This window comes from Citrobacter sp. Ce104, from assembly GCF_030334595.1.
GTDB classification, from domain to species: Bacteria; Pseudomonadota; Gammaproteobacteria; order Enterobacterales; family Enterobacteriaceae; genus Citrobacter; species Citrobacter europaeus.
The window spans coordinates 587662-600267 of the sequence record NZ_JAOWDP010000064.1; the positions used below are offsets into that span (position 1 = coordinate 587662).

The 12606-nt window shown below is 54.7% G+C and carries 12 protein-coding genes; 11 read left to right on the forward strand and 1 reads right to left on the reverse strand.

Translation table 11 applies throughout. From position 1 onward, the window contains the following. Positions 1 to 281 precede the first annotated feature (281 nt). From OGW16_RS13425 to OGW16_RS13440, 4 genes are read left to right on the forward strand one after another with little or no spacing between them, the layout of a single operon-like run. On the forward strand, positions 282 to 1199 hold the full coding sequence (locus OGW16_RS13425) for an SPFH domain-containing protein (protein ID WP_003021835.1): 918 nt from the start codon (positions 282 to 284) through the stop codon (positions 1197 to 1199). Further along, positions 1196 to 1654, forward strand: a complete 459-nt coding sequence (locus OGW16_RS13430; protein ID WP_043015443.1) for an NfeD family protein — start codon at positions 1196 to 1198, stop codon at positions 1652 to 1654. The genes OGW16_RS13425 and OGW16_RS13430 overlap by 4 nt, the downstream gene beginning before the upstream one ends. Before the next feature lie 19 nt (positions 1655 to 1673). Then, positions 1674 to 3827, forward strand: coding sequence for a PA5441 family protein (locus tag OGW16_RS13435; RefSeq protein ID WP_286518515.1), 2154 nt, complete (start codon positions 1674 to 1676; stop codon positions 3825 to 3827). Further along, on the forward strand, positions 3797 to 4513 hold the full coding sequence (locus OGW16_RS13440) for a DUF3142 domain-containing protein (protein ID WP_286518516.1): 717 nt from the start codon (positions 3797 to 3799) through the stop codon (positions 4511 to 4513). Before OGW16_RS13435 ends, OGW16_RS13440 begins: the two co-directional genes overlap by 31 nt. Here the strand turns inward: OGW16_RS13440 and cueR are convergent. Beyond that, positions 4510 to 4920 carry a Cu(I)-responsive transcriptional regulator gene (cueR, locus tag OGW16_RS13445; protein WP_043017858.1) on the reverse strand — a complete coding sequence of 137 codons (411 nt, stop codon included), beginning with the start codon at positions 4918 to 4920 and terminating at the stop codon, positions 4510 to 4512. The genes OGW16_RS13440 and cueR overlap by 4 nt on opposite strands. A 290-nt stretch (positions 4921 to 5210) precedes the next feature. On the opposite strand from cueR, the gene OGW16_RS13450 reads away from it, so the two are divergent. The 7 genes from OGW16_RS13450 to OGW16_RS13480 are packed head-to-tail and all read left to right on the forward strand — an operon-like array spanning position 5211 to position 12479. After that, complete coding sequence (locus OGW16_RS13450; RefSeq protein WP_080625609.1) at positions 5211 to 7355, forward strand: TonB-dependent receptor plug domain-containing protein; 2145 nt, start codon at positions 5211 to 5213, stop codon at positions 7353 to 7355. 2 nt (positions 7356 to 7357) lie between these two features. Further along, complete coding sequence (locus tag OGW16_RS13455; RefSeq protein ID WP_087051618.1) at positions 7358 to 8182, forward strand: heme/hemin ABC transporter substrate-binding protein; 825 nt, start codon at positions 7358 to 7360, stop codon at positions 8180 to 8182. Between the two features lie 18 nt (positions 8183 to 8200). Then, entirely contained in the window at positions 8201 to 9538 is a 1338-nt protein-coding gene (hutW, locus tag OGW16_RS13460) for a heme anaerobic degradation radical SAM methyltransferase ChuW/HutW (protein ID WP_286518517.1), read from the forward strand. 12 nt (positions 9539 to 9550) lie between these two features. Further along, a complete protein-coding gene (gene hutX / locus OGW16_RS13465; protein ID WP_043015437.1) occupies positions 9551 to 10045 on the forward strand; it encodes a heme utilization cystosolic carrier protein HutX in 495 nt (164 codons plus the stop codon). After that, positions 10045 to 10668 (forward strand): anaerobilin reductase, encoded by a 624-nt coding sequence (chuY, locus tag OGW16_RS13470; protein ID WP_286518518.1) that lies wholly within the window; start codon positions 10045 to 10047, stop codon positions 10666 to 10668. The genes hutX and chuY overlap by 1 nt, the downstream gene beginning before the upstream one ends. A gap of 51 nt (positions 10669 to 10719) precedes the next feature. Further along, positions 10720 to 11712 carry a FecCD family ABC transporter permease gene (locus tag OGW16_RS13475; protein WP_087053066.1) on the forward strand — a complete coding sequence of 331 codons (993 nt, stop codon included), beginning with the start codon at positions 10720 to 10722 and terminating at the stop codon, positions 11710 to 11712. Then, a complete protein-coding gene (locus OGW16_RS13480) occupies positions 11709 to 12479 on the forward strand; it encodes a heme ABC transporter ATP-binding protein (RefSeq protein WP_047412979.1) in 771 nt (256 codons plus the stop codon). The genes OGW16_RS13475 and OGW16_RS13480 overlap by 4 nt, the downstream gene beginning before the upstream one ends. Positions 12480 to 12606: the final 127 nt, after the last annotated feature.

A 12606-nucleotide genomic window follows, 5' to 3' on the forward strand; every position in this document is an offset into this window, starting at 1 on the left:
TCGAGTTGCATGAAGGCGGCAAGTGAGTGAACCTCCAGGAGCATAGCTAACTATGTGACTGGAGTGAACGACAAATCTGCCGGGAGCAGATTTGAACGCTGCTTACAGCGGCCCCGCAGGGGCGAGGCCCAAGGATGGGCCGAGTAACGTAGCTAACGCACATGCAGCTTGAAGTATGAAGGGTATATTCCTGTAATTTATTATAGGGGAGCCACCTTGATAAATCGGGTATAATTTGACTAATGAGGCAGTAAAGGACAGCACAACAGGAGGTTTCATCAATGCTCATTTTTATTCCTATTCTTATTTTTGTCGCGCTGGTCATCGTCGGCGCAGGCGTCAAAATCGTCCCGCAGGGATACCAGTGGACGGTAGAGCGTTTTGGCCGTTACACCAAAACCCTGCAGCCGGGTTTAAGCCTTGTTGTACCGTTCATGGACCGCATTGGGCGTAAGATCAACATGATGGAACAGGTGCTTGATATCCCCTCTCAGGAAGTCATCTCCAAAGATAACGCCAACGTCGCGATTGATGCCGTGTGCTTTATTCAGGTGATCGACGCGCCGAAAGCGGCTTATGAAGTCAGCAACCTGGAACTGGCGATCATCAACCTGACCATGACCAACATTCGTACCGTTCTCGGCTCGATGGAACTCGATGAAATGCTCTCCCAACGCGACAACATCAACACGCGCTTGCTGCACATCGTTGATGAGGCCACCAATCCCTGGGGCATCAAAATCACCCGTATTGAGATCCGCGACGTCCGTCCTCCGGCTGAGCTTATCGACGCCATGAACGCACAGATGAAAGCCGAACGAACAAAACGCGCCTACATTCTTGAAGCAGAAGGGATCCGTCAGGCGGAAATCGTCAAGGCCGAAGGTGAGAAGCAGTCGAAAATCCTCAAAGCGGAAGGTGAACGTCAGTCCGCGTTTTTACAGGCTGAAGCGCGTGAACGTTCCGCAGAAGCAGAAGCCCGTGCAACGCAGATGGTTTCTGAGGCCATTGCCGCCGGGGATATTCAGGCCGTGAACTACTTCGTGGCGCAGAAATACACCGAAGCGCTGCAACATATCGGTTCGTCAAATAACAGCAAAGTGGTGATGATGCCGCTGGACGCCAGCAGCCTGATGGGCTCCATTGCCGGGATCGCCGAACTGGTTAAGGACAGCGCCAGCGAGCGGAAAAAATCATGATAGCGATGATTCTGGTGCACCCGCACATCTTCTGGCTCAGCCTCGGCGGTTTGCTCCTCGCCGCCGAGATGCTGGGCGGTAACGGCTATCTGCTGTGGAGCGGCGTGGCGGCGGTAATTACTGGCCTGGTGGTATGGCTCGTCCCGCTTGACTGGGCGTGGCAGGGGGCGATGTTCGCCGCCCTCACCCTGCTGGCGGCCTGGCTGTGGTGGAAGTGGCTGGCAAGGCGCGTTCAGGAGCAGAAACCCGCCGACAGCCATCTGAACCAGCGCGGACAGCAGCTGGTTGGCCGTCGATTTATTCTGGAAACCGCCCTGGTCAATGGCCGCGGACATATGCGCGTCGGCGACAGCTCCTGGCCCGTTAGCGCCCGCGACGATTTGAGCGCAGGAACGCAGGTTGAAGTCATTGCCGTTGAGGGAATTACCCTGATTATTAAAGCGGTATCACACTAAAAAGACAGGAAATAAGACCATGGTCAGGAAGACACCCCTTGCCTTTGCCCTTTGCACATTACTGACCGCCGCCCCGCAGGCACTCGCCTCTTTCGATATGGAAGACTGTAAATGGAGCGACGACAGCTGCCTGCTGAAAGGCACGCCGACCTTTAACCCTGAAAACGACAGCCGCGACAACCTGCTGCGGCTGCTGAGTCAGGAAAAATCATTTGTTCTGCCGGTGCAGTCGATGCCAGCGGATATCACCCGCTCCCGCGATTTCTATTTTGCGTATCACCCACAATGGGATGAGGCTGTCCCGCAGCCAGCGGTTGCCCCGGTGCAAAGTGAAGATACCACTCTGAGTCAGCAACTGGCTGTTCTGGAAATCGAACCTCCGCTATTTGCTAAACAAAACGGCTATGATGCCGACCTGGAAAACCGTTATGTTTCGAATAATCGCCAGAGCGTAAGCGAGTTTATCGCTGCGCTGATGACGGACGAGACGTTAAATATCGACCAGCGCCGATTACTTGCGCAAGCGCGCCTGGATTTATGGGGTCGCGCGACCAAAGAACAGATCGCCGAGTCCCTTGCTGCACTTCCGGCTGATTCGACTTCACTTCTGTACAAAACGTATCTGACCGGTGCCGCGCATTTTTACGATCAAAATTACGAAGGGGCCGAGCAAGACTTTACCATCGTGTTGCACAACGGCTCCCCCTGGCTGATGGAAACCGCGCAATACATGTTGATGCGCACAGCACTGAACAAAAGCAGTAAGTTTAGCGACGGGCAGTTCGGCGAATTTAATATCGACAATATCAAACTCAAAGACGCCGCTCAGGCGCAAAAAGAGGCGCAGAACTATCTGCAACGCTGGCCGGAAGGACTCTACGCCAATTCCACCCGCGGTATGTTGCGTCGCATAAACTGGTATTTACAGGCGTGGCCGCAGTTGGCCGGGTTGTATGAGCAGACGCTCCAGCAGTCGGCTGACGCACAGCAACTGCGTGAAATCGTTATCGAATACGATAATGTATTCGGTATGCAATTCTTTGAAGGACCTGTGGTGGAGGCCTTCCCCGACGCGCCGCTGGTCAGCTATATCGAACTGCTGCGCGCGCTGCGTTTGAATAGTGATTACAAACTGACATTAACCCAGGAACAACTCGACGCCAGCAAGCCGGTGTTTGAACAGAGCCAAAAATTGCCGCTTTGGCGCGATCTGCAACTGAATCTGTGGCAGGCAACGGGCAACTACGCGGCAATTATTCAGGCAGTTACGCCAGCGCAGAAACTTGCCGCTCACGATACTCTCGCCTTCAGCGAACAGGTGCTGTACGGCGAAGCGCTGATGGGCCAGAAGAATTGGAGCGCGGCGCGTGATTTCTGGCAGCAGTTGCTAAAACTTAGTCAGGACAACGAACAGCAGCAGTATGTGCAGGCTAAGCTCGCTGCGACGCTGGTTTATAGCGGCGACGTGGAGGCAGTTTTTTCCCCAGAAAGTACCGTGACCAACCTGCGCTTTCGCTCGCAAGTGCTAAAAACACAGGCCACGCCTGAACTGCTGCGTCAGCAGGCCGTCCACGGTCCGAATAACGAAGAGCGTACCATCGCCCTGCATACGCTGCTGGTGCGGGATCTTACTGAGGATCGCTTTGGCGACTGGCTGAATGACAAAAAACTGGCCAGCGCGATTACGCCTCCAGTCATTGGCGAAGCGTTTGCTGACGTTAACCTGAGCATATTCGACTGGAATGGCGACGCGGCGCAGGCGGGCTATACGTGTCGCAGCCTCAATGAAACGGTAACGGTATTGAGCAAAAAAGCGGATGATGCCCACGCATTGAACTGCTTAGGCGAATTCTTCCGCACCACGCAAACGCATGTTGATCTGTGGAAAAACAGCGCTGGCAATGACGTGCTTGAATCAGCAATCTCGCGCAAGAAACCCTTCGGCCAGTTCGACAGACAAAGCTACTATCAGCAGGTAATCACCTCGCCCACCGCTGAAGTCGAAGATAAGAGCTTCGCGTTGTATCGCGCCATCATGTGCTATGCGCCTTCAGGCGCTAACGAGTGCGGCGGCGAGGAAGTGGATAAACTGCAGCGTAAGGGCTGGTTCACCCAACTGAAAACGCAGTATCCGGGAAGCCCGTGGGCGCAAAAACTCAAATACTACTGGTAACCACACTGCTGCTGGGCCAGGCACAGGCGGCGGATATCGTCGCCGCCCGTGAGCATCCCGCCTTCTGGCTGTGGTCCGGAGTGAAGGCCAGTGACGAGCTGAAAAACGCGCAAACGGTCTATCTGCATCAGGGCGAGGTACTGGTTCGTTCGGGTAACGTGGTTTTCCAGCGTCTCGGACTGCCGGTCAGCCGTCTGTCTTTTCCGTCAATCTGGCTGACCGTACGCTTTACCACGCTCGACGTACCGGAGGAAATCCCGGCGCGTATCATACGGTTGATGCAACGCTGGCAGGCCACCGGGAATCACGTTGTCGGCCTGCAGGTTGATTTTGACGCGGCGACCCATCAGCTTGCCGACTACGCGCACTTTCTACAGCAGTTGCGCCAGAGGTTACCCACTGAATTTGCACTTGGCGTAACCGGATTACTGGATTGGGCAAAAACGGGCGACGTCGCCACGTTGAACGCGCTGGCGGTCGATGAACTGGTGGTGCAGAGCTATCAGGGCCGTCACACGGTAACAAATTATCAGGCGTATCTGCCTGCGCTCGCTCGCCTGCGCATTCCGTTTAAGCTGGGACTGGTACAAAACGGTAGCAGGGACCCTCAGGCTGAAGCGCAGCTTGAGAAATCCCCGTGGTATCGCGGTACGGTGGTGTTTATGCTTAATCCTTCTCGCCGTTAAGCCTTCGCCTGGTGATGGCAGCAGCCGGAGAGATTATCCATGATTGGACATTCGGCGCTGTCATCGCCCGGGCAACTGTCCGCCAGCGCCAGCAAATGCAAGCGCATGGCCTGCAGCTCACTGATATGCCGCTCAATGTCCGCCACTTTTTCTAACGTACGCTTTTTCACATCCGCGCTATGACGCGCCGGATCGTTAAATAAGTTTACCAGCTCGCCGCACTCTTCCAGGTTAAAACCAACCTGGCGCGCCTGACGCAGCAACGTCAGTTCATTCAGATGCTGTTGGTTGTAAGTGCGATAGCCATTGTCACTACGCAGCGGCGGCGTCACCAGTCCTTTCTCTTCATAAAAGCGAATGGCTTTGCTGGTTAAACCGGTTTTTTTCGCAACATCGCTAATATTCACTTTTCCCCCGCGGTGCTTGTTGGTGCTGAGCCACATTATAGCCCAGATTGCCATAATCATTTACCCGAGTGACCTGCACATTTTCAGCCAATAAAGAAATGAATAAATCCTTTTGATTCACATTGTTATACGCGACACAGATCACATTTCAGTATTTGTTGACCGCACAAAATTGACTCAAATCAAAAGATGCATTGATTCTACATCTTTCATATTGAACAAAGGGAAACATTTTTATATATAAACGCGAATGATAATGATGATCATTTACATTCAATAAAGGTTCCCTTATGTTGCCACGGATTAACCAAAGGCCATTTATTCTTTCAGCCCTGACATTATGCATGTCCGGCGCTGCTTCTGCAGCGACCTCTACAACACACGCTTCAACGCCCGGCGATGATACGGTGATCGTCACGGCTAACCGCTCTGAAAGTAGTCTCTGGGATAGCCCGGCAACCATTCAGGTTATCGATCGCCAGACGCTGCAAAACTCCACCAGCGTTTCTATTGCTGATGATTTACAAGATATTCCCGGCGTTGAAGTCACCGATAACGCCCTCGCTGGCCGGAAACAAATCCGTATTCGTGGCGAAGCCTCTTCGCGGGTGCTGATTTTGATAGACGGCCAGGTCGTCAGCTACCAGCGCGCCGGGCAAAACTACGGGGCCGGTTTGCTGATTGACGAATCCGCGCTGGAACGGATTGAAGTGGTCAAAGGCCCTTACTCTGTCCTCTATGGTTCGCAGGCGATTGGCGGCGTCGTAAACTTTATTACCAAAAAAGGCGGCGATAAGCCTCTCGGCGGCAGCGTTAAGGCCGTCTATAACTCCGCAACGGCAGGATGGGAAGAATCAGCTGCGGCCTGGGGCAGCATCGGAAACTTTGACTACCGCATCAATGGCAGCTATTCCGACCAGGGGGACCGCGATACGCCTGATGGAAGATTGCCCGACACCAATTTCCGTAATAACGGCCAGGGCATGTGGCTTGGCTACAACTTCGATCGCCACAAAATCGGACTTTCCCTCGATCGTTACAAACTGTCTACTCAAACCTGGTTTGACGATCCAGAGGGCCAGTTCGACGACTTTAGCGTCAAAATACCTAAGCTGGAACGCGAGAAAATCGGTCTTTTCTACGACTATGCGGCTGACGGGGATTACCTGAAGAAAATCCATCTTGACGCATACAGCCAGACAATAGAGCGCAAATTTGAAAACCGGGTCAAAACGACCCAGATAATCCCCAGCCCGGCGATTAAAGCGCTGACGATAAACAATCAAACCAATACCAACGACAAACAGTATACCCAGGGGGTAACGCTGCAGGGCAATTTCACCCTTCCCGCTAACAACGAACTGGTGATTGGCACTCAATATCAGCATGACAAAATAAAACAGGACGCGGACGGCAGTACGCGCCAGACCGCAGCTACCGGCTTCTTCGATACGCAAACCCGTACCCTGTCATACAACGAAGCGGAGCAAAGCAACACCTCATTGTTCGCGCAAAACGACTGGCGCTTTGCCGATGACTGGACGTGGACCGTGGGCGCACGCCAGTACTGGCTGTCTTCGAAGCTCAATCGCAACGATACGCAAACCCTGCAAAGCAGCGGCAGCACCTGGCAATCCACCGGAGGAAATTCCGTTCACGATGATGAACTGGTGACCTCAACCAGCCTACGCTATTCCGGTTTTAAAGATCTTGAACTCCGGGCTGCATATGCCCAGGGCTATGTCTTCCCCACGCTGACTCAGCTATTTATGCAGACGTCCGCAGGCGGCAGCGTGACCTACGGCAACCCAAACCTGAAGGCGGAACACTCGAATAACTATGAGCTGGGCGCACGGTATAAAGGGAATATGTGGCTGATTGACGGCGCCATTTATTACTCCGAAGCCAAAGACTATATCGCCAGCCTGGCCTGTTCAGGTCAACCCGTATGCAACGGTAATACCACCTCTTCACGGGGCGGCTATTACTACTACGACAACATCGATCGGGCCAAAACCTGGGGCATGGAACTCACCGCAGAATACAACGGCTGGGCGGTTTCACCTTACCTGAGCGGTAATCTCATTCGCCGTCAGTACGAAGGCAATACCCTTAAAACCTGGGATACCGGCGAACCCACGCTGACCGGCCGCGTCGGCTTGAAACATACCTGGTTGATGAACGTCGCTAACCTGACGTCCGATGTCTTTATCCGCGCGGCGTCCAGCGCCAAAGACAATACCGGCACCACGGAAATCAACTACCCAGGCTGGGCCACACTTAACCTCGCATTTAACACCGAGTTCGGTCCGCAGGATCAGTATCAGGTCAACCTCGCGCTCAACAACCTGACCGACAAGCGTTACAGAACCGCGCATGAATCTATTCCAGACGCTGGTTTCAATGCCGCCGTTGGCTTTGCGTGGAATTTCTGACGATGAAAAAACTCATGATTGGCTTACTGAGCCTCGCCTGCGTTTTCAATGCCCAGTCCGCCGACCGCCTGGTGGTGGCGGGCGGCTCGCTTAGCGAACTGATATACGCCATGGGCGTCGGCAACCGGGTGGTCGGCGTTGATGAAACCACCTCGTATCCGCCTGAAACTGCCGCACTCCCGCATATCGGCTACTGGAAGCAGTTAAGCAGCGAGGGCATTTTATCGCTACATCCGGACAGCTTTATCACCTGGCAGGATGCTGGTCCCCAAATCGTCTTGGATCAGCTGCGAGCGCAAAAGGTTAACGTCGTGACGTTGCCACGCGTGCCGGCCACCGTCGAACAGATGTACGCCAACATTCGAGAACTGGCTACAACACTGCACATTCCTGAGCAAGGCGAGGCGTTAGTCAATCGCCTGCAGCAACGTCTGGAGCGTGTTCAGCACAGCGTGGCGGCGAAAAACGTGCCGGTCAAAGCCATGTTCATTCTCTCCGCTGGCGGCAGCGCGCCGCAGGTCGCCGGAAAAGGCAGCGTTGCCGATGCCATTATGACCCTCGCCGGCGCACAAAATGTCGCCACCCATGAGCAGTATAAAAGCTACAGCGCGGAATCACTGATCGCCGCCAACCCGGAGGTGATCGTGGTGACGTCGCAAATGGTGGATGGCGGTCTGGATCGCCTGAGCGCGATTGCCGGTATTACCCATACTGCTGCCTGGAAAAACCAGCGCATTGTGGCGGTAGACCAGGCGCTGATTCTGGGGATGGGGCCTCGCGTCGCCGATGCGGTTGAAGCCCTGCACCAGCAATTCTGGCCTCACTAACTGGATTTATTAAGAAGAATGAAAACTGAACACTCGCTGGATCTCACCGCGCATTTTGCGCTCGAGGGACGTCAGCCATTTAAGGATCGCCGCGCCACGATGCCCTGGCGTGGGGCGATCCCGGTTGCCAAAGAGCTATTGTCACAAACCTGGCAGGAGGTCATCAGCCAGCCAACCCCGCCGCGTAAACGGCTGGTGTACTTGCATATCCCTTTTTGTGCAACGCATTGTACTTTCTGCGGTTTTTATCAAAACCGGTTTGAAGAAGACAACTGCACCCGCTACACCAACGCGCTGTTGCGCGAAATAGAGATGGAAGCTGATAGCGCATTACATCAGTCGGCCCCCATTCACGCCGTCTATTTTGGCGGCGGTACGCCTTCTGCGCTGTCTGCACAGGATCTGGCCAGAATTATCACCACGCTGCGCGACAAGCTGCCGCTGGCGCCGGACTGCGAAATCACCATTGAGGGACGGGTGCTCAATTTTGACGATGCGCGAATCGATGCCTGCCTTGACGCTGGCGCCAATCGATTTTCGATCGGTATTCAGTCTTTTAACAGCCGAATCCGCAAGAAAATGGCGCGTACTTCGGACGGCCCGACCGCGACAGCCTTTATGCAAGGACTGGTAAAACGGGATCGTGCCGCCGTGGTGTGCGATCTGCTGTTTGGTCTGCCAGGACAAGACGCAAAACTGTGGGGCGAGGATCTGGAGATTGCCCGCGACATCGGCCTCGACGGCGTAGATCTTTATGCGCTGAATCTGATCCCTAATACACCGCTAGGCAAAGCGGTTGAAACCGGGCGCACAACCGTTCCCTCTCCCGCCGAACGCCGCGATCTCTATCTTCAGGGCTGCGATTTCATGGACAGCGCGGGCTGGCGCTGCATCAGCAACAGCCACTGGGCGCGCACCACACGGGAACGCAATCTGTACAACCTGCTGATTAAACAGGGTGCAGACTGTCTGGCATTCGGCTCTGGGGCAGGAGGATCAGTCAATGGCTATTCCTGGATGGTCGAGCGCAACCTGAATACATGGCATGAATCTATCGCCGCCGGAAAAAAACCGCTAATGATGATGATGCGCACCGCCGAGCGTGGTTTCCAGTGGCGACACACTCTCCAGGCCGGTATTGAGACGGCCCGCGTTCCGCTGGATGAGCTGACGCCTCATGCACAAAAACTGGCCCCGCTACTGACCCAATGGCATCACGCAGGACTGACGCGAGATGCCAGCACCTGTGTACGCCTGACCAATGAAGGGCGTTTTTGGGCGAGCAATATTTTGCAGTCTCTTGATGAACTGATTCAGGCACTTAACGCGCCGCGCATTGCGGTAGAGCAACCATAAAAGGAGTGAATTATGAGCCATGTCTCTTTACAGGATTTTTTGAAAACTGAGCCGGACGGTACGCTGGAAGCTATCGCCGCCCAGTACAACACTACATTGCTGGAGGTGGTGAAAAACCTCCCTTCCCCGACGCTGGTTTCCGGCAGTCAATTTGATACCGTCTGGGAAAACGTCTGCGAATGGGGCAAAGTCACCACCCTGGTCCATACTGCTGATGTCATTCTGGAATTCACCGGTGAATTACCTTCCGGGTTCCACCGCCACGGTTACTTCAACCTGCGCGGCAAAAAAGGCATGACCGGTCATATCAAGGCAGAAAACTGCACGCATATTGCCCTGATTGAACGCAAATTTATGGGAATGGACACTGCGTCCATTCTCTTCTTCAACCAGGCGGGTAGCGCTATGTTCAAAATTTTCCTCGGTCGCGATGAGCATCGACAACTACTGGCCGAACAGGTCAGCGCCTTTCACGCGTTGTCTTCATCTTTAAAGGAACATGCCTGATGGCTCCATGGCTCATTTTTGGTGCAGGTGGTCGCGGCGTCGGCGCGAAAACGCTGGAACTCGCGCTGGCGGAGCGTCGTCCGGTGATTGCTGTCGTTCGCAATCCCCAGGTCGCTGCCGGGCTGCAGGAAAAAGGTGTGCAGGTCTTTATTGGCGATGCCTGCGACAGCCAGGTCACCGCCTGCGCCTGTCGCGCAGCGGGTCAGCATGCCACAGTGATCTCCTCCATGGGCGGTGCCCAGGATTATCTGGCGCACAGAACCGTCATTGATGAAGCAGAAAAAGCTGAGATCAAACGCATGATTCTGGTCACCTCCCTGGGCTGTGGCGACAGTTGGGCCTTTTTGTCCCCACGCGCCAGGGCCGCATTTGGCCAGGCTGTACGGGAAAAATCGTTGGCTGAAAGCTGGCTACAAACCAGTCCACTGGACTACGCCATTCTCCGCCCCGGCGGTTTGCTGAACGGTGAAGCCACAGGCCTGGCGCAACGATTACAGGCCGAAGAGTGTCATGGCTTTGTGATGCGCGCAGATGTTGCCAGGCACATTCACGAACTGGCCACGGCGCCGGCACTCAATAACCAGATTTACAGTTTGGTTGAGCCGGGACTGAAACCCGCGTAAACCCCTCGCGGCGCGGAAACTTCGCGCCGCAAAGACGTTATGGAGCGTTGCGTGCTTAAGGACTCGCTTTCTTCCGTCAGCATTCTGACGGGCCTTTCTCTCTTGCTGGTCGCTCTGATGCTGTTCGGTGCCAGTCAGGGGGCGTTGAATATTAGCTTCAGCGCCCTGTTCAACGACGAATACCGTGATATCTGGTTGAACATCCGCCTGCCTCGCGTGCTGCTGGCCGTTTTGGTCGGTGCTGCGCTGGCTACGGCAGGGGTCATTATGCAGGGGCTTTTTCGCAATCCAATGGCCGATCCCGGCCTGCTTGGCGTCAGCAGCGGCTCCGCGCTGATGGTCGGCATCGCGATAGTTATCCCCTTTTCATTCCCCGTGGTGCTGGTGTTGTATGAGCAGATGATTTTTGCCGTCGCGGGCAGCATGGTGGTCTGCACGATTATTTTTCTGATAAGCCAGCGTCATAACCACGGCGGAATGATGCAACTGCTGTTAGCCGGTATCGCTATCAATGCTCTGTGCGGTTCGGCTATTGGCGTGCTGAGTTATGTGGGTGACGAACAGCAGCTACGTCAACTTACGCTGTGGATGATGGGGAATCTCGGCCAGGCCCAGTGGCCAACGCTGCTGGTTGCCAGCACGTTTGTTCTTCCAGCTATTGCTGTCACCGTCTGTATGGCAGGAACGCTTAATTTGCTGCAATTGGGTGATGAAGAGGCGCATTACCTCGGCGTAAACGTCAAACGTAAGCGCCAGCAGTTACTGTTGCTCAGCTCGCTCCTGGTTGGCGCTGCCGTTTCCGTCAGCGGCGTGATTGGCTTTATTGGCCTGGTGATCCCACATCTGATCAGAATGACTACCGGCGCCGATCATCGCTGGTTGATTCCCTGCTCTACGCTGGCCGGCGCCTGTTTACTTCTGATTGCCGATACGCTGGCCCGCACTCTTGTTCAGCCTGCCGAAATGCCTGTTGGCCTGTTAACCAGCCTGATCGGTGGACCGTATTTCCTGTGGTTAATACTGCGTAGCCGGAGGGTGTCATGATCGTCGCTGAAAATCTGGTCTACCACATTCAGGGCAGACGACTGACCGATGACGTTTCCCTGACGCTACCTGATGGAGAAATCATCGCGATTCTTGGCCCGAATGGGGCAGGAAAATCGACGCTACTCCGCCAGCTTACGGGCTATCTGCAGCCCCATAGCGGACGTTGCAGCTTGTTTGGCAAGCCGCTGAACGAGTGGTCAATCACCGAGCTGGCAAAAACCCGTGCTGTGATGCGCCAGAACAGTCATATGGCCTTCCCGTTTAGCGTGCAGGAGGTCATCCGCATGGGCAGGCATCCGTATCGGACGCGCAACACGGGCGATGAAACGGAGCACATCATGACGCTGTGCGACTGCCAGGCGCTGGCCGCGCGCGATTACCGGCATCTGTCGGGAGGAGAACAACAACGGGTACAACTGGCGCGCCTGCTGGTTCAGCTTTGGGAGCCCGAGCCCAGACCAAAATGGTTGTTTCTCGATGAACCCACCTCTGCCCTGGATATTCACCACCAACAGCATCTTTTTCGTCTGCTGCGTCGCCTGGTAGGTGAACGACAGTTCAGCGTCTGCTGCGTCCTGCACGATCTCAATCTTGCAGCGCGCTATGCTGACCGCGTGGTATTGATGGAACGCGGCAGGATAGTTGATAACGGTCGCCCACAGGATGTTCTGCTGCAACCATCGCTAAATGCGCTGTACGGCGCCGATCTCACAGTGATGAATGAACCGGAGCATCGAACGCCGCTTATCGTTCTCAATCAATAACAGACCGGGAACGTCCTGACCTGACGTTCCCGTTTTTCTCCTTTTCCTGCTTTTTCATCTTTTTTTAAAACGCCCTTGACCTTCCCCTTGCTGGAAGGTTTAACCTTTATCACAGTCAGTTAATCCC

Excerpts from the sequence above, each read along its gene's own strand:
- hutX (WP_043015437.1), top strand. The coding sequence starts at position 9,551 with ATGAGCCATGTCTCTTTACAGGATTTTTTGAAAACTGAGCCGGACGGT.
- OGW16_RS13455 (WP_087051618.1), top strand. The coding sequence starts at position 7,358 with ATGAAAAAACTCATGATTGGCTTACTGAGCCTCGCCTGCGTTTTCAAT.
- OGW16_RS13425 (WP_003021835.1), top strand. The coding sequence starts at position 282 with ATGCTCATTTTTATTCCTATTCTTATTTTTGTCGCGCTGGTCATCGTC.
- OGW16_RS13450 (WP_080625609.1), top strand. The coding sequence starts at position 5,211 with ATGTTGCCACGGATTAACCAAAGGCCATTTATTCTTTCAGCCCTGACA.
- chuY (WP_286518518.1), top strand. The coding sequence starts at position 10,045 with ATGGCTCCATGGCTCATTTTTGGTGCAGGTGGTCGCGGCGTCGGCGCG.
- hutW (WP_286518517.1), top strand. The coding sequence starts at position 8,201 with ATGAAAACTGAACACTCGCTGGATCTCACCGCGCATTTTGCGCTCGAG.
- OGW16_RS13480 (WP_047412979.1), top strand. The coding sequence starts at position 11,709 with ATGATCGTCGCTGAAAATCTGGTCTACCACATTCAGGGCAGACGACTG.
- OGW16_RS13430 (WP_043015443.1), top strand. The coding sequence starts at position 1,196 with ATGATAGCGATGATTCTGGTGCACCCGCACATCTTCTGGCTCAGCCTC.
- OGW16_RS13435 (WP_286518515.1), top strand. The coding sequence starts at position 1,674 with ATGGTCAGGAAGACACCCCTTGCCTTTGCCCTTTGCACATTACTGACC.